Origin of the sequence: Humibacter ginsenosidimutans (genome assembly GCF_007859675.1) — a bacterium.
Lineage (GTDB): Bacteria > Actinomycetota > Actinomycetes > Actinomycetales > Microbacteriaceae > Humibacter > Humibacter ginsenosidimutans.
This window is the reverse complement of the sequence record NZ_CP042305.1, coordinates 579,337-595,117: the sequence shown is the minus strand read 5'-3', so window position 1 is coordinate 595,117 and position 15,781 is coordinate 579,337. Positions and strand designations below refer to the sequence as shown.

14 protein-coding genes and 4 tRNA genes are annotated in these 15,781 nt (G+C 66.3%); 12 read left to right on the top strand and 6 right to left on the bottom strand.

Going from position 1 to position 15,781, the window contains the following annotated elements; translation table 11 throughout:
- Positions 1 to 64: 64 nt before the first annotated feature.
- Positions 65 to 1,231 carry an alpha/beta hydrolase family protein gene (locus FPZ11_RS02890; protein ID WP_168203721.1) on the top strand — a complete coding sequence of 389 codons (1,167 nt, stop codon included), beginning with the start codon at positions 65 to 67 and terminating at the stop codon, positions 1,229 to 1,231.
- On the opposite strand, the gene FPZ11_RS02885 is transcribed toward FPZ11_RS02890, so the two are convergent.
- Both FPZ11_RS02885 and FPZ11_RS02880 read right to left on the bottom strand, forming a co-directional pair.
- Positions 1,215 to 1,655: a SufE family protein gene (locus FPZ11_RS02885; protein ID WP_146318214.1), complete on the bottom strand. Its 441-nt coding sequence runs from the start codon at positions 1,653 to 1,655 to the stop codon at positions 1,215 to 1,217. The genes FPZ11_RS02890 and FPZ11_RS02885 overlap by 17 nt on opposite strands.
- A gap of 98 nt (positions 1,656 to 1,753) precedes the next feature.
- Entirely contained in the window at positions 1,754 to 2,656 is a 903-nt protein-coding gene (locus tag FPZ11_RS02880; protein ID WP_146318212.1) for a sulfurtransferase, read from the bottom strand.
- A 141-nt stretch (positions 2,657 to 2,797) separates the two neighbouring features.
- Between FPZ11_RS02880 and zapE the strand changes: the two genes are divergently transcribed.
- Both zapE and FPZ11_RS02870 read left to right on the top strand, forming a co-directional pair.
- Positions 2,798 to 3,850, top strand: a complete 1,053-nt coding sequence (gene zapE / locus FPZ11_RS02875; RefSeq protein WP_146318210.1) for a cell division protein ZapE — start codon at positions 2,798 to 2,800, stop codon at positions 3,848 to 3,850.
- Between the two features lie 256 nt (positions 3,851 to 4,106).
- Positions 4,107 to 5,381, top strand: a complete 1,275-nt coding sequence (locus FPZ11_RS02870) for an ammonium transporter (protein WP_146318208.1) — start codon at positions 4,107 to 4,109, stop codon at positions 5,379 to 5,381.
- A gap of 53 nt (positions 5,382 to 5,434) precedes the next feature.
- Here FPZ11_RS02870 and FPZ11_RS02865 read toward each other — a convergent pair.
- Positions 5,435 to 5,510, bottom strand: a tRNA-Val gene (locus tag FPZ11_RS02865).
- 194 nt (positions 5,511 to 5,704) lie between these two features.
- Here FPZ11_RS02865 and FPZ11_RS02860 point away from each other — a divergent pair.
- The 6 genes from FPZ11_RS02860 (at position 5,705) to FPZ11_RS02835 (ending at position 10,172) form a co-directional block, all read left to right on the top strand.
- A tRNA-Gly gene (locus tag FPZ11_RS02860) sits at positions 5,705 to 5,777 on the top strand.
- Positions 5,778 to 5,839: 62 nt separating this feature from the next.
- Positions 5,840 to 5,913 (top strand) — tRNA-Cys (locus FPZ11_RS02855).
- A gap of 40 nt (positions 5,914 to 5,953) precedes the next feature.
- Positions 5,954 to 6,025, top strand: a tRNA-Val gene (locus FPZ11_RS02850).
- Positions 6,026 to 6,255: 230 nt separating this feature from the next.
- Positions 6,256 to 7,551, top strand: a complete 1,296-nt coding sequence (locus FPZ11_RS02845; RefSeq protein WP_146318206.1) for an alpha/beta hydrolase — start codon at positions 6,256 to 6,258, stop codon at positions 7,549 to 7,551.
- Between the two features lie 120 nt (positions 7,552 to 7,671).
- Positions 7,672 to 9,648, top strand: a complete 1,977-nt coding sequence (gene thrS, locus FPZ11_RS02840) for a threonine--tRNA ligase (RefSeq protein WP_246846500.1) — start codon at positions 7,672 to 7,674, stop codon at positions 9,646 to 9,648.
- Positions 9,639 to 10,172, top strand: a complete 534-nt coding sequence (locus FPZ11_RS02835) for an HIT family protein (protein ID WP_146318204.1) — start codon at positions 9,639 to 9,641, stop codon at positions 10,170 to 10,172. Before thrS ends, FPZ11_RS02835 begins: the two co-directional genes overlap by 10 nt.
- A 28-nt stretch (positions 10,173 to 10,200) precedes the next feature.
- Here FPZ11_RS02835 and pdxY read toward each other — a convergent pair whose 3' ends face one another.
- Positions 10,201 to 11,052 carry a pyridoxal kinase PdxY gene (gene pdxY / locus FPZ11_RS02830; RefSeq protein WP_146318202.1) on the bottom strand — a complete coding sequence of 284 codons (852 nt, stop codon included), beginning with the start codon at positions 11,050 to 11,052 and terminating at the stop codon, positions 10,201 to 10,203.
- Positions 11,053 to 11,135: 83 nt separating this feature from the next.
- Here pdxY and pdxS point away from each other — a divergent pair, with 83 nt between their 5' ends.
- Entirely contained in the window at positions 11,136 to 12,035 is a 900-nt protein-coding gene (gene pdxS, locus FPZ11_RS02825) for a pyridoxal 5'-phosphate synthase lyase subunit PdxS (protein ID WP_146322656.1), read from the top strand.
- Positions 12,032 to 12,655 (top strand): pyridoxal 5'-phosphate synthase glutaminase subunit PdxT, encoded by a 624-nt coding sequence (gene pdxT, locus FPZ11_RS02820; RefSeq protein ID WP_246846499.1) that lies wholly within the window; start codon positions 12,032 to 12,034, stop codon positions 12,653 to 12,655. Before pdxS ends, pdxT begins: the two co-directional genes overlap by 4 nt.
- Before the next feature lie 104 nt (positions 12,656 to 12,759).
- Here pdxT and FPZ11_RS02815 read toward each other — a convergent pair whose 3' ends face one another.
- Positions 12,760 to 13,470 carry a response regulator gene (locus FPZ11_RS02815; RefSeq protein ID WP_367889427.1) on the bottom strand — a complete coding sequence of 237 codons (711 nt, stop codon included), beginning with the start codon at positions 13,468 to 13,470 and terminating at the stop codon, positions 12,760 to 12,762.
- Positions 13,463 to 14,818: a sensor histidine kinase gene (locus tag FPZ11_RS02810; RefSeq protein ID WP_146318200.1), complete on the bottom strand. Its 1,356-nt coding sequence runs from the start codon at positions 14,816 to 14,818 to the stop codon at positions 13,463 to 13,465. Before FPZ11_RS02810 ends, FPZ11_RS02815 begins: the two co-directional genes overlap by 8 nt.
- A gap of 200 nt (positions 14,819 to 15,018) precedes the next feature.
- Between FPZ11_RS02810 and FPZ11_RS02805 the strand changes: the two genes are divergently transcribed.
- Positions 15,019 to 15,777, top strand: coding sequence for a YebC/PmpR family DNA-binding transcriptional regulator (locus FPZ11_RS02805; protein ID WP_146318198.1), 759 nt, complete (start codon positions 15,019 to 15,021; stop codon positions 15,775 to 15,777).
- Positions 15,778 to 15,781: the final 4 nt, after the last annotated feature.

Genomic DNA, 15,781 nt, shown 5'->3' with positions numbered 1-15,781 from the left:
AGGCACGCCGCATCGACGACGTGCCTCGCCTCCGAGGGGAGTCGCGATGGGTCGGCTGGGCAGAGTGTTGGTTCCGATCGCCGTGCTGGCGGGCGTCGCCGCGGCAGGGGCCACCGCATACGTCGCCGCCTCGACGGCGGTCGCCAGGCACGTCGTGACGCCGATACGGCGCAGGAAGCAGGACGTGCGCATCCTCTCCGTCGCCGACGACCTCTCGACGATCAGGCTCGGCGGCACGGGGGACGCGCTGCGGGTTCCAGGACGATACGGTCTCTGGTTCTCGCAGGACCAGGGATACGCGCGGCTCGGGGACATCCTCGCGATGGACGATACGGGCGCCGTGACGCGCATCCTCGAGGAGGTCGTCTGGGGCGACATCGAGGCGGCCACGACGGGGCGGCTCTCCGGCTGGTACTACACGTCGCCCGACGAGCTCGGACTCGCCGTGCGCAGCGTTGATGTCTCCACCGACGGCGGCGCCGCTCCTGCCTGGCTCTTTCCGGCGGCAGAGCGGACCGACCGGTGGGCGATCCACGTGCACGGCAGGGGAGCGCGACGCCAGGAGACCCTTCGGGCGATGCCCGTCTTCCACGAGAAGGGCTACACGAGCCTCGCTGTCAGCTACCGCAACGACGAGGATGCCCCGGACAGCCCTGACCGTCGCTACGGTCTCGGCGGCACGGAGTGGCGCGACGTGGATGCCGCGCTCGACTACGCGCTCCGCAACGGAGCCCGACACATCGTGTTGTTCGGCTGGTCGATGGGTGGCGCTGCCGTGCTGCAGACGGCGGTGCGGTCACCGCACGCGGACAGCGTGCGCGGGATGGTTCTCGATTCGCCGGTGATCGACTGGGTCGAGACACTCGACTTCCAGGCCGGCGAAATGCGCCTGCCACGCCCCGTCACCCAGGGCGCTCTGGTGCTCCTGGACTCCGGCTGGGCGAAGGGGCTCGTGGGACAGGATGCTCCCATCGGCCTGAACACGCTCGACTTCACGGTCCGAGCCGGGGAACTTGCCGTCCCCATTCTGTTGATGCACAGCGACGACGACGGCTACGTGCCGGCCGGCGGCTCGCGGCTGCTCGCGGAGCAGCGACCCGACATCGTCACGTTCGAGCGTTTCGCCAGGGGCAAGCACACCAAGCTCTGGAACATCGATCCAGAGCGTTGGAACGCCGCGATCGGCGACTGGCTCGATCAGCTCGAACTCTCGCTCACGGACGACGCTTGACCCTGACCTGGTGCTTGGCTCTGCCGAGCATCGCGGTCATGCCGCGCACACGAAGCGGTGAGACGGCCTCGACGAGACCGAGATCCTGCGGGTAGTCGTCCGGGATCGCCAACACCTCGTCGGCGGAGAGGCCGGAGAGTCCCTGCACGAGGATCGACGCGAAACCCCGCGTGGTCGGCGATTCGCGCGGAGCGGTCGCGAAGAGCTGGACGGTCTCGTCGTCGCCGATCTCCACGAAGAGGAAGACAGGAGACTGGCACTCGACGACGCGCTCGAACAGGTCAGGATGATCGCGGTACCGCTCCGGGAGCTCGGGCAGCTCACCCGAGAACTCGAGCAGAAGCTGCAGACGGTCGGACAGATCGAGCGCGAGGAATTCGTCTCGGATCTCTTGCAATGCAGCGGGAATGGCGGAGGTCGTCATCAGGTATCCAGTCTCTCATGCGGCGCCGGGCGCGTCGCCGACGGTGCGGTGGCCGCGGAGCGTCACACTCCGCGGCCACCGCAATTCGGATCGTGGGCTCAGACGGCCGGAACCGTGCCCCGCTCCGTGCCCTTGACGATCGGCACCCGAACCGCGCTGCCCCACTCCGTCCACGAGCCGTCGTAGTTGCGCACGTTCTCGAAGCCGAGCAGATGCGTGAGCACGAACCAGGTGTGGCTCGAGCGCTCACCGATTCGGCAGTACGCGATGACGTCGTCGCCATCGGCAAGGCCCGCCTCGCCCCGGTAGATCGCTTCGAGGTCTGTGCGGTCCTTGAACGTGGCATCCGGTGCGGCGGCCCGCGCCCACGGCACCGAGGCGGCCGAGGGGATGTGGCCGGGACGCAAAGCGCTCTCGGTCGGGTAGCCGGGAATCTCGGTGCGCTCACCGCTGTACTCCTCCGGCGACCGCACATCGATCAGCGGACCGTGGCCGAGGTGGGCGAGCACATCCTCCTTGAAAGCGCGTGCCACGGAGTCATCGCGCTCGACGACGGGATACTCGACGGCCGCCGGCGTGGGAGCGTCGGTGGTCAGCTCGCGACCCTCGGCGATCCACTTGTCGCGGCCGCCGTCGAGCAGCCGGACATCTTCGTGTCCGAAGAGGGTGAACACCCAAAGCGCGTACGCGGCCCACCAGTTGTTCTTGTCGCCGTAGATGACGACCGTGGTGTCGCGCCCGATGCCCTTGGAACCGACCAGCTGGGCGAACCGCTCGCCCGACACGAAGTCACGCAGCACGGGGTCGTTGAGGTCGGTGTGCCAGTCGATCTTCACCGAACCGGGGATGTGACCGGTTTCATAGAGCAGCACGTCTTCGTCGGATTCCACCACGACGAGCCCCTCGTCACCGAGGTGTTCGGCCAGCCACTGCGTGCTGACCAGCCTCTCCGGATGCGCGTACTCGGCGAACTTCGCGGAATCGTCGAATCCCACGGTCATGGTTTCCTCCTGTTGGTGGGTGTGCGGGCGGTGATCGGGGGCGAGACCGTCCGGTTAGGCTTGACGCCGTCCTCACGCGAACTTACGCACGCCCCGTGCCGCGGCGCAGGGCGACTGTAAGACTTCGACACAAAGGATCACATGACCGCGAACGCGTTGCCCGCAGCCGATCGCCTCACCGAAGTGACGCCATCGATCACGGGGCGCGAGATCGCGGCCGAACTCGTGCCGCCGCCTCAGTTCCACACTGCCACGTTCGACTCGTATCGGCCGGACAAGGAATTCCCGTCGCAAGCCTCGGCAGTGCAGACCCTCCGATCGTTCGCCCGCACGTGGGAGCCGCCGCAGCCCGGCGGCTTCTTCGGCTGGGGCCGGAAGAAACAGGTGGAGCACAAGCCGGGCGTCTATCTCGACGGCGGCTTCGGAGTCGGCAAGACACACCTGCTCGCGGCGCTCTGGCACGAGGCCCCCGCGCCGAAATACTTCGGCACGTTCATCGAGTACACGGCACTGGTCGGCGCGCTCGGCTTCCAGCCGACCATCGACCTGCTGCGCGGCTCGAAGCTGATCTGCATCGACGAGTTCGAGCTCGACGATCCCGGCGACACGATGATGATGACCCGGCTGCTCGGCGCACTCGTAGGCAGTGGCACACGCATCGCCGCCACATCGAACACCCCGCCGCAGGCGCTGGGGGAGGGACGCTTCGCCGCTTCCGACTTCCTGCGCGAGATCCAGTCGTTGTCATCCCATTTCGAGACGGTACGCATCGACGGCCTCGACTATCGCCGACGCGACGTCTCCGGCACGGCGGCCAGCGTCGACGACGACACGCTGGCACGGACGGTCTCGGCGATCAGCGCCCGTGGCGAGCACGTGACGGCAGACCGCTTTCGCGACGTGGTCGACCACCTCGCCACGGTGCATCCATCGAAATACGTCAAGCTCATCGCCGGAGTCGATGTCATCGCGCTCGCCGACGTGCAGCAACTGCACGATCAGATGGAAGCCCTGCGGTTCGTCGCCTTCATCGACAGGGTCTACGACGCGGAGATCCCGATCATCGCGAGCGGCGTTCCGCTCAACGACGTCTTCGACGAGGAGATGTTGCAGGGCGGCTACCGCAAGAAGTACCTCAGAGCCACCTCCCGGCTCATCGCCCTGACCGCGGGCGAGCTGCCCCCGCACGACTGAACCAATGCATGCGGATGCCTGCGCACGGCATCCTCCACGCAGATCAGCGGTGACTTCCCTCCGCCGCGAAACACAGTGTTCACATTCGGGGCGCCACCGTAACGGCGACGAAACAACGCGACTCCTCCCACGAAATCTGTCGGAAGCAGACTGACGACACCTCACCGAGTCATCCGGCTGTCCGAGTCCGCACCAGGACTCTGCACCCGAGCCAGACGGTGACGGCATATCGGTTTCGTCGAGAGGGAGACCCCTTATGTTGTTCCACATCGCGGCCTCATACGACGCGCAGACGAGCGTGAACTCGCTCTGGCTGCTCGTCGCTGCGGCCCTCGTTCTGCTGATGACGCCCGGCGTGGCCTTCTTCTACGGCGGAATGGTCAAGGCCAAGAGCGTGATCAGCATGATGATGATGAGCTTCGGTGCCATCGCCATCGTCGGTGTGCTCTGGGTGCTGTACGGCTATGGTCTCTCGTTCGGCAAACCGCTGATCCCGCATCTTCTCGGCACTCCCGACTGGGGACTCGCCGGACTGCTGGGCAAAGACGGTGCGACGCCCGACCTGAGCACTCTGGCGTTCGCCGGGTTCCAGGCGACCTTCGCGATCATCACCGTGGCGCTGATCTCGGGCGCCATCGCCGACCGTGCCCGGTTCGGCGCCTGGATGGTGTTCGCCGGCATCTGGGTGACCGTCGTCTACTTTCCGGTCGCGTATTGGGTCTTCAACCTGCAGGACGGCTGGATCGCCTCCGTGTTGCACGTGAACGACTTCGCCGGCGGCACCGCCGTGCACATCAACGCTGGAGCCGCGGGACTCGCGCTCGCTCTCGTGCTCGGAAAGCGCGTCGGTTTCCAGAAGGGCATGAACAAGCCGCACAATGTGCCGCTCACGCTCCTCGGCGCAGCCCTTCTCTGGTTCGGCTGGTTCGGCTTCAACGCCGGCTCCGAGGCCGCGGTGGACGGCGTGGCGGCACTCGCCTGGGTGAACACGCTCGCCGCTCCGGCTGCGGCCACGATCGGCTGGCTCGTCGTGGAGCGGATCAAGGACGGCAAACCGACGTCGATCGGCGCGGCCTCCGGTGCTGTGGCCGGACTCGTCGCGATCACGCCGGCCTGCAACATCCTCACGCCGTTCTGGGCCATCGTGCTCGGCCTGCTCGTCGGCGCGATCTGCGCCGTGTCGATCGACCTCAAGTTCAAGCTCGGGTTCGACGACTCGCTCGACGTGGTGGGCATCCACCTCATCGGAGGCGTCATCGGCACGCTCTACATCGGAGTGTTCGGCCTCACACACGTGGACGGCGATGCTTCCAAGCCATACTCCAGCCTGCTCTACGGCGGCAGTCTGCAGCAGTTGGGCGCCCAGGCCATCGGCGCCTTCAGCGTGATGATCTACTCGTTCGTGCTCGCCTACGCGATCGGCTGGGTGATCCAGAAGACGATGGGATTCCGCGTCAAGACCGAGGACGAGATCGCCGGCGTCGACACGATCGTTCACGGTGAGGAAGGGTACGTTCTCGAAGACGCGTAGCCGCGAGCCCCGACAACGACGAAGCCCCCTGACGAGTCAGGGGGCTTCGTTCGTGGTGGGCGATACCAGACTCGAACTGATGACCTCTTCCGTGTGAAGGAAGCGCGCTACCAACTGCGCCAATCGCCCGCGAGTGCACCGAATTCCTCGTGCGCCGCGGGTACCGATACTAGCGGACGAAGGGCACGCCGCGCACATCGGCGATGACGGCCGGGCGCGTCTCCGCGGGCGACACGCGCGGGATGCCGGCGCACCGGGCTCAGTTTGAACATCCGGCAGATCATCCGCTACAGTTTCAAAGCACGCAGAAATGCGAAGCAAACGCGGATGTGGCGCAGTTGGTAGCGCATCACCTTGCCAAGGTGAGGGTCGCGAGTTCGAGTCTCGTCATCCGCTCGAGTGTGAGTCGACCATCGGTCGATGCAAGGATGTGGGAAGCCACACACGAACCCACACACGGTGGCGTGGCCGAGAGGCGAGGCAGCGGCCTGCAAAGCCGTATACACGGGTTCGAATCCCGTCGCCACCTCCAGTGTCGTGACAACCTCCACACAACTGAACAGCTCATACGAGCGCGATTGGCGCAGCGGTAGCGCGCTTCCCTGACACGGAAGAGGTCACTGGTTCGATCCCAGTATCGCGCACAGACAAACCCCCGGAATTCCGGGGGTTTTCGTGTATCCGGCGGAGTCCGTGCATTATTGGGCTTTCTGCTCACGGTGTCGCCGAGCCGGCCGCGCACAGCGTTCTATCGGAATTCGCGTGGAATTCCGATATCTCTCGATGATCGAACTTTCAGCGCTGCCTCCACCGCGCACAGCGGCCCACGATCTTGCGCGTTCTAGCGTGAGAGCCGACCTGAGAGGAGGAACACGTGAACACCCTGCTGAACACCCAGATCATCGGCGGCCCCGTGCCTTGGCTGCTCACGGTGCTCGCTGCACTGTTCATCGTGATCCTGCTCGCTCGTGCGCCGAGAAAGCGCTGGCTGCTGCTCGCCGCGTCAGGAGCGCTCGCAGCGGCCCTCATCAGCCTCATCGTCGTGTGGGTGGCCGACGCCACATCGTTGTTCGAGATCCCGTTGCCGGTCGACGCCGCCGTGTGGACCGTCGTCACCTTCGCCGCGATCGGGCTCGCGATCGTCAGCCTGTGGAAGACCGGCTGGTGGCGCCGTGTGCTCGCCGTCCTCGGCATCCTGGTGTTCGCCGTCGCCGGCACCGTGCAGGTGAACGCGGCGTTCGGCCTCGACAACACCGTCGGCGACCTGCTCGGGGTGGTCGTGCGAAATCCGATCGCATTGCCGAAGGCGACCTCGACGGAGACAGCGGGCACGACTTCACTCGCAGAGACCTGGGTTCCGCCGCGCTCCATGCCCGAGGACGGCAAGACGGGCACCGTCGTCATTCCGGCAACCGTGTCGAAGTTCCACGCCAGGGAAGCCGGCCTCTATCTGCCTCCCGCGGCACTCGTGAAGGACGCCCCTGCGCTTCCGCTCGTGATCATGATGATGGGCTACCCGGGCACACCGGACGCCGGTCCCATCTCGACCGTGATGAATTCCTTCGCTCACAGCCACCACGGGCTCGCTCCGATCGTCATCGTCGCCGATCAGATCGGACACGGCGCTGACCCAGCATGCGCCGACTCGACGGCGCTCGGTCACGCAGCCACCTACATCAAGACCGATGTCGTCAACTGGGCGAAAGCCCACCTGCGCGTCATCGAGAACCCTCGTGACTGGGTCATCGCCGGCTATTCGAACGGTGCGACCTGCGCTGTCAAGTACGCGGCACAAGAACCGGGAGTGTTCGGCAATCTGATGGCCGTCTCACCCGAGCTCTATCCGGGCACCCACTACTCGCAGAAGGTGCTCGAGACCGTGTACGGCGGCAACAGCGCGGCATGGAACGCCGACAAGCCGCAGGCCATCCTCGCCGCGCATCACGGATCATCGCTCTACAAGAGCGTCCACGCCGTGTTCACGACGGGTGCGCTCGACGCCGCCTTCGGTCCTCAGACGAGGCAGCTCGCGGCCGACGCGCGCGAAGCCGGGATGAACGTCTCGATCTACACGATTCCGGGGGTCGCACATGTCGGCCCGAACCTGACCAAGGGGCTGACTCGAGCGTTCGATGCGCTCGCACCGGTGCTCGGCCTCAGCGCCGCCTGAGACCTGTTCTCAGCCGCACCCTCGGGCGGTGACGCTGCTCGGCGCCTGCACAGACCGAGGGCGCGACCAGACTAAAGTTGGTAGGCATCCCTTTTTCCCTGATCATCCTGGAGTGGACCAGTGCCGGACGGTTTCGAGCTCTTCCCCGACCGCTCCGTTGTCGCCATGCGCGTCAACGGCGAGCTGAAGGATCTTGCCACGACCGTCACGACAACGGATGACGTCGTTCCGGTGACCATCGACTCGCCCGACGGATTGAACATCCTGCGGCACTCGACCGCACACGTGCTCGCGCAAGCCGTGCAGTCGGTCAACCCGGAGGCGAAGCTCGGCATCGGCCCGCCCGTCACCGACGGCTTCTACTACGACTTCGACGTCGCGGAGTCATTCACTCCCGACGATCTCAAGGCGCTGCAGAAGGCGATGGATCGGATCGTGCGCCAGGGCCAGCGCTTCGTGCGTCGGGTCGTCACGGACGACGAGGCGCGCGCCGAACTGGCGAACGAGCCCTACAAGCTCGAGCTCATCGGTCTCAAGGGCGGTTCCGCGTCGGCGGATGCCCTCGGCCAAGACAACGAGAACGTCGAGGTCGGTGCTGGCGAGCTCACCATCTACGACAATGTCGATCCGAGAACGGGCGAGGTCGTGTGGAAGGATCTCTGCCGCGGTCCTCACCTGCCGAACACCCGCCTCATCGGCAACGGCTTCGCTTTGACCCGTGTCGCCGCAGCGTACTGGCGGGGGAGCGAGAAGAACCCGCAGCTGCAGCGCATCTACGGCACCGCCTGGCCGACGAAGGACGAGCTGCGCGCCTACCAGGAGCGCATGGCGGAGGCCGCACGTCGCGACCACCGCAAGCTCGGCGCCGAACTCGATCTCTTCTCCTTCCCCGACGAGATCGGCTCGGGGCTCGCGGTCTTCCATCCCAAGGGCGGAATCATCCGCTACGAGATCGAGGACTACCTGCGATCGCAGCTGCTCAAGAACGGCTACGAGCTCGTCAACACACCGCACATCACCAAGGCGCACCTCTACGAGATCAGCAAGCACCTCGAGTGGTATGCCGACGGCATGTTCCCGCCCATGCACGTGGACGAAGAAGTGGATGCCGACGGCAATGTCGTCAGGCAGGGCCAGGACTACTACCTGAAGCCCATGAACTGCCCGATGCACAACCTGATCTTCCGTGCGCGCGGGCGCAGCTACCGCGAACTGCCGCTGCGCCTCGCGGAGTTCGGCACCGTCTACCGCTACGAGAAGAGCGGAACCCTCTCCGGCCTCACCCGCGTGCGCGGTCTGACCCAGGACGACGCGCACGCGTACGTCGCACCCGAGCAGGTCAAAGCGGAGATCGCCACCCAGCTCGAACTCGTTCTCGAGACACTGCGCGGCTACGGACTGAGCGACTTCTACCTCGAGCTGTCGACGAAAGACCCCGACAAGTACGTGGGCGACGACGCAGTGTGGGAAGAGGCGACGGAGACGCTGCGCCAGGTCGCACTCGAATCCGGTCTCGAGCTCGTCGACGATCCGGGCGGAGCCGCCTTCTACGGTCCGAAGATCTCGGTGCAGGCCAGGGACGCCATCGGCCGCACCTGGCAGCTCTCGACCGTGCAACTCGATTTCTTCGAGCCCGAGCTGTTCGAGCTCGAGTACACGGCAGCCGACGGCACACGCAAGCGGCCGGTGATGATCCACCGTGCTCTGCTCGGGTCCATCGAGCGGTTCTTCGCGATTCTCCTGGAGCACTACGCCGGTGCCTTCCCTGTGTGGCTCGCCCCGGTGCAGGTGGTGGGCATCCCCGTCGCCGACGAGTACGCGCCCTATCTCGACGAGGTCGCCAGACAGCTCAGAGCGCACGCCGTGCGCGTGGAGGTCGATCGCTCCGACGACCGCATGCAGAAGAAGATCAGGAACGCGACAACCCAGAAGGTGCCGTTCCAGCTGATCGCGGGGGAGCAGGACCGGGCGAACGGGTCGGTGAGCTTCCGGTTCCGCGACGGGTCGCAGCTCAACGGCGTGCCGGTGGCGGACGCCGTCGAGCGCATCCTGCAGTCGATCCGCGACCACGAGCAGGTCGTCACCGCATGGACGTAGAGGACGCCGCGCACTTCGCGGGGGTGCCCGACGAGTTCCAGCGTCTCTGGACGCCGCACCGCATGGTGTACATCCAGCAGGGCCAGCAGTCGCCACACAGCGATGAGTGCCCGTTCTGCGCGGCGCCGACGATGACCGATGAGCAGGCGCTGATCGTGCACCGTGGCACGCACGCGTACGCGTTGCTGAACCTTTTTCCGTACAACAGCGGCCACCTGCTGGTGTGCCCCTACCGGCACGTCTCGCTGTACGACGACGCCACGCCGGAGGAGACCGACGAGATCGCGACGATCACGCAGACGGCGATGCGGGTCATCCGCTCCGTCGCCCGCAACGACGGATACAACATCGGCATGAACCAGGGTGAGATCGCCGGTGCTGGCATCGCCTCTCATCTGCACCAGCACGTCGTGCCGCGCTGGCGTGCCGACGCGAACTTCTTGCCGATCATCGCCCACACGAAGGCTGTGCCTCAGTTGCTCGGCGAGATGCGGCAGTCGATCGCCGACGCCTGGCCGCGCTGATCGAGTCGGCGCGGCCGGACCCGACGCTTCAGCGCACCTGCTCGACGTCGAACTGCATGCGCGGGTGGGCGTAGAACTCCTGCGATTCGACGAGCTGCAGTTCGCGCGCGCCCGACTCATGCGTGCGCGTCAGCAGGTCGAACACGCTGGACACGGTGCGTCCGAGCGCGTGCGACGCCGACCCGCTCTCGCGGTAGTGCGCGGTGAAGAGAGCGGCCGTGACATCGCCGGAGCCGTTCGCCTTCATCGGCAGCAGCGGCGTGCGCACGATCCAGGCGCCCTCGCCGTCGACGGCGAGCATCTCGATCGTCTCCGGTTCGCGATCCGGTCGCTCGACGCTCGTGACCAACACGACGTCCGGTCCGGACGCGCGAAGAGCGTCGACGGATGCCAGTGTCGAGGAGAGCGAGTCGGGTTGCGTGTCGGTCAGGTAGCCGAGCTCGAACTGGTTGGGGGTCACGACGTCGGCGGCGGGGACCACGCGGTCGCGCAGCAGCACGGGGATTTCGGGCGCCACGAAGCATCCAGACTTGGCATTGCCCATCACGGGATCACAGGCATAGACCGCGCCCGGGTTCGCGGCCTTCACGCGCCGTACCGCGTCGAGGATGACGTCGCCGATGCCGTCGCTGCCCTGATAGCCGGAGAGCACGACGTCGATCTCGGGGAAGACCCCACGATCCTCGACCCCTGCGATGACCTCCGCGACGTCGGCGGGGGCGATCAGCGGCCCTCGCCACGCTCCGTATCCGGTGTGGTTCGAGAAGTTCACCGTGTAGACGGGGATCACCTCGACCCCGATGCGCTGGAGCGGGAACACTGCCGCGGAATTGCCGACGTGACCGTACGCCACCGCCGACTGGATCGAGAGGACCTTCACCGATCGATCATGTCATGCAGGGCGGGCAAGACCGGACATCCTGCGTGAGCGAGAGCATCGCCGCCACTCCTAGAATTGAAGGCATGTCTGACAGCAACACCGGCCAGCTCGGGTCGAGCCGCGTCAAGCGCGGCCTTGCGGAAATGCTCAAGGGTGGCGTCATCATGGACGTCGTCACCCCCGAACAGGCGCGCATCGCAGAAGATGCGGGTGCCGTGGCCGTGATGGCCCTCGAGCGCGTGCCCGCGGACATCCGCGCTCAGGGCGGAGTGGCACGCATGAGCGACCCCGACCTGATCGAAGCGATCATCGCCGAGGTCTCCATCCCCGTGATGGCGAAAGCGCGCATCGGTCACTTCGTCGAAGCGCAGGTCCTGCAGGCGCTGAACGTCGACTACATCGACGAATCCGAGGTTCTCTCGCCCGCCGACTACGTGAACCACATCGACAAGTGGCAGTTCACCACTCCCTTCGTGTGCGGTGCGACCAACCTGGGCGAGGCTCTCCGTCGCATCAACGAAGGCGCCGCGATGATCCGCTCGAAGGGCGAGGCCGGCACGGGCGACGTGTCGGAGGCGACCAAGCACATCCGCAAGATCACGTCGGAGATCAACGCCCTGAAGTCGATGACGAAGGACGAGCTGTACGTGGCCGCCAAGGAACTGCAGGCGCCGTACGAACTCGTCGCCGAGATCGCCGAAACGGGCACCCTGCCCGTCGTGCTGTTCACCGCAGGCGGTGTGGCCACCCCCGCGGATGCCGCGATGATGATGCAGCTCGGCGCCGATGGCGTGTTCGTCGGCTCCGGGATCTTCAAGTCGGGCGACCCCGCCAAGCGTGCCGCCGCCATCGTGAAGGCCACCACGTTCTACGACGACCCGTCGGTGATCGCTGAGGTCTCGCGCGGCCTCGGCGAGGCCATGGTCGGCATCAACGTGGGCGACCTCCCCGCACCGCACCGCCTCTCCGAGCGCGGCTGGTGACACTTCGGGACCAGTCGGCGTCGTCGACCGGTGCTGACGTACGCGTCGGCGTGCTCGCGTTGCAAGGCGATTTCCGCGAGCACGCCCGCGTGCTGGCATCCCTCGGCGCCGACGTCGCCCTCGTGCGTCGCGCCGAGGATCTCGACGGGATCGCCGGCCTGGTGATCCCGGGCGGCGAGTCCACGGTGATGGACAAGCTCGCGCGCACGTTCGGCGTCTTCGAGCCGCTGCGCGCCCGCATCGCCGCCGGGATGCCCGTCTACGGCACGTGCGCCGGGCTGATCATGCTCGCCGATCGCATCGTCGACGGCATCGAGGGGCAGCAGACCCTCGGCGGCCTCGACATCACGGTGCGCCGCAACGCGTTCGGCTCCCAGAACCAGTCGTTCGAGACCGATCTCGACATTCCTGCACTGGGGGAGCGGCCGGTGCACGCGGTGTTCATCCGCGGCCCGGTGGTGGATGCCGTCGGCCCCGCCGCGACACCGCTGGCCACGCTGTCAGACGGTCGCGTGGTGGCCGTCGAGCAGGGCAACCTGCTCGGAACGAGCTTCCACCCCGAGATCACGGGCGAGCACCGGTTCCACGAGTACTTCCTCGGCAAGGTCGCTGCGGCCTGAAGATGCAAGGGTCGCCCGCACGATCCAGGTGACGTCGACATCGACTGTTGCACGATCGACATCCCAGGGGTGGACACCGGCTCGCATCGGCCGGCGACGAGTCGTCACGCCCGCACCAGCCCGTTCTCGTATGCAAAGACGACCACCTGTACGCGACTGCGAAGCCCGAGTTTCTGCAGGATCGACCGCACATGTGATTTGACCGTGGCCTCGCTCAGGTAGCCGGCCGATGCGATCTCGGCGTTGCCGAGTCCCTTGGCCAGGAGCAGGAAGACCTCACGTTCGCGTGGGCTGAGCGCATCGATCGCCTCCTCGCGCACCCGAACGACCGGAGCATTCGTCTGGACGAGGCCGACCGAGTCGCCGTCTGAAGACACGAAGTCGCCGCCATGCACCTCGCGAATGGTCGCCATCACCTGGTGCGGCGTCGCATCCTTCGTCAGGAATCCCGCGGCACCAGCCCGCAGGGCGTGGTACACCGCTTCGTCCTGCCTGATCGTCGTGAGCACGACGACGGGTGGGGCGCCGTCGACCACCGTGATGCGGCGCGTAGCCTCGATGCCGTCGACCCCGGGCATCCTGATGTCCATCAGCACGACGTCGGGGGAGAGCTCCCGCACGAACTCGACTGCGCCGTCGCCGTCAACGGCCACACCGATGCACGTGATGTCGGGTTGTGCCTCCAGCTGCATGCGCAGGCCGTCGGCGAAGAGCGGCTGATCGTCAGCGATCAGCACGCGAATCGGCGCTGGCGAGCCTTTCGCTTCACCAGGCGAATCCGGGGTTGCCACCATGGCTCCTGTGATCTCAGACATCGACGGTCTCCCTCTCTCGGTCGCTGTACTGTGCGAACGGCAGGTACGCGGTGACCACGAAGTCCCCGTCATCACCTGGTCCTGCACTGAGCCATCCGCCGGCGAGCCGCGCCCGCTCACGCATGCCTGCGATACCGGCTCCGCCGCCCGTTTCGTTGTTGATCTCCGCGCCACGGGAGGCGACGAGCAACGCGAGACCTGAGCCCCGCCAGTCAGCGGTGACGGTGACCTCCGACTTCGTGCCGCCATGCTTGAGTGCGTTCGTCAACGACTCCTGCACGATGCGGTAGAACGTGAGGTGTCGCGACGGAGGAAGCGGCTGCTGCCCGCCGAGTATCTGATAGCGCACCGTCATCCCGAGTCCACACATCCGCTCGACGAGCGCCGGGACATCGGTGGTCGTCGGCTGCTGTCGCTCGACGCCCGTCTCGACCTGTATCCGCTCCACCAGGGACCGGCAGTCGATGAGCGCCTCACGGCTGACATCGGCGATCACGGCGAGAGCACGTTTCGAAGCACTGTCATCCGATGCCGCGGCGGCGATCCCGCCTTCGGCCTGTGCAACCACCACGGCGAGCGAGTGCGCGAGAGTGTCGTGCACATCGCGTGCGATCGCCGCGCGTTCCTGCTCACGGCGAAGATCGTCGCCGGCGCGGCCGAGTTGTGCCCACGTCCACTCCACAGCCCGTTCGACGCCACGAAGGCTCGTGGCCTGCCCGGCCGCCCAAGAGATGAGATACAACGTGCACCCGGCGAAGGCGAGAAGCAGCAACTGGCCGAAGACAAGGATGACCATCCAGGCGGCCTGCCGGACACCGACCGGGGAGAATATCCCGCCCTGCCCGATCCAACTCACCCAGCCGTACGCAGGGGAGAGCGGAAACCCGGCAACTGCCGGAGCCACTTCGCCGGTCGACGGGGGCCAGAACGAATGCGGAAAGACCATATTGAGGGCTGCAAGCAGGATTGCGAGGCATCCCGCACCGACCGCGTACGGCCAGCGCACCGCATCCCGGCGCATCCCGACGAAGAATCCGACGATCATGACGGCCAGGTACGAAGGCCACGTCGTCGACTCCGGAGCAGGGATCACTCCGGCGAACTGACCGAGTGGTGTCAGCACGACAAGGCACAGGGCTATCCGGGGTAAGACGCCAGAGATTCCGATCGTGATCGAAAGCAAGACGAACGAGATGATCTTCTCGACAAGCCCGGCTCGCCCAGTCTCAGCGAAGATCCACAGCATGAGAAAGCCTGCCCCGATCAACGGCGGGACGATCGAAAGCGTCAGCCTCGCCATCTGCCGGCTCCGGTCGGTGTGCAGGGTCTGCGCGAGGTCTGCGGTCATGCCGTCACGATAGGGCGGGCGTGGAGCTGCACGGCCCCGTCGAGCTCGGTTTTCATCCGAAGGGATGAGTGCGCGAACGGGCTGGGCGACAGCATCCTCGCAACCACGGCTCGCCCTTCGAGGGCGCAGTCGCGCCCGCACCCTACAATTGGTAGGCGGTGCGTCACGTGCACCCAGGTTTTCTCTCGAGCAGGAGCACTATGTCCGGGCATTCCAAGTGGGCGACGACGAAGCACAAGAAGGCCGTCATCGACCAGCGTCGCGCGAAGTCGTTCGCGAAGCTCATCAAGAACATCGAGGTCGCCGCGAAGATCGGCGGCGCCGACCTCTCCGGCAACCCGACGCTCGTGGACGCCGTGCAGAAGGCCAAGAAGACCTCGGTGCCGAACGACAACATCGATCGTGCGATCAAGCGCGGTGCCGGCCTCACGGGCGAGGTCATCGACTACACGACGATCATGTACGAGGGCTACGGCCCGAACGGCGTCGCCCTTCTCGTCGAGTGCCTCACCGACAACAAGAACCGCGCGGCCGCCGATGTGCGCACGGCGATGACTCGCAACGGCGGCACGATGGCCGACCCGGGTTCGGTGTCGTACAACTTCCACCGCAAGGGCGTCATCGTCGTCCCCGGTGAGGGCACCAGCGAGGACGACGTTCTCACGGCGGTTCTCGACGCCGGAGCCGAAGAGGTCACACCGCAGGGCGAGTCGTTCGAGGTGCTCACCGAAGCAAGCGACCTGGTCGCGACGCGCACCGCGCTGCAGGATGCCGGCATCGACTACGACTCCGCCGATGTCGAGTTCGTGGCGCAGGTCAAGGTCGACGTCGATGCGGAGACCGCGCGCAAGGTGTTCCGCCTGATCGACGCGCTCGAAGACTCCGACGACGTGCAGAACGTGTACACCAACCTCGACCTCAGCCCCGAGGTGCAGGCCGAGCTCGAAGACGACGAGTAGGCAT

Excerpts from the sequence above, each read along its gene's own strand:
- FPZ11_RS02885 (WP_146318214.1), bottom strand. The coding sequence starts at position 1,655 with ATGACGACCTCCGCCATTCCCGCTGCATTGCAAGAGATCCGAGACGAA.
- FPZ11_RS02880 (WP_146318212.1), bottom strand. The coding sequence starts at position 2,656 with ATGACCGTGGGATTCGACGATTCCGCGAAGTTCGCCGAGTACGCGCAT.
- zapE (WP_146318210.1), top strand. The coding sequence starts at position 2,798 with ATGACCGCGAACGCGTTGCCCGCAGCCGATCGCCTCACCGAAGTGACG.
- FPZ11_RS02870 (WP_146318208.1), top strand. The coding sequence starts at position 4,107 with ATGTTGTTCCACATCGCGGCCTCATACGACGCGCAGACGAGCGTGAAC.
- FPZ11_RS02835 (WP_146318204.1), top strand. The coding sequence starts at position 9,639 with ATGGACGTAGAGGACGCCGCGCACTTCGCGGGGGTGCCCGACGAGTTC.
- pdxS (WP_146322656.1), top strand. The coding sequence starts at position 11,136 with ATGTCTGACAGCAACACCGGCCAGCTCGGGTCGAGCCGCGTCAAGCGC.
- FPZ11_RS02815 (WP_367889427.1), bottom strand. The coding sequence starts at position 13,470 with ATGTCTGAGATCACAGGAGCCATGGTGGCAACCCCGGATTCGCCTGGT.
- FPZ11_RS02810 (WP_146318200.1), bottom strand. The coding sequence starts at position 14,818 with ATGACCGCAGACCTCGCGCAGACCCTGCACACCGACCGGAGCCGGCAG.
- FPZ11_RS02805 (WP_146318198.1), top strand. The coding sequence starts at position 15,019 with ATGTCCGGGCATTCCAAGTGGGCGACGACGAAGCACAAGAAGGCCGTC.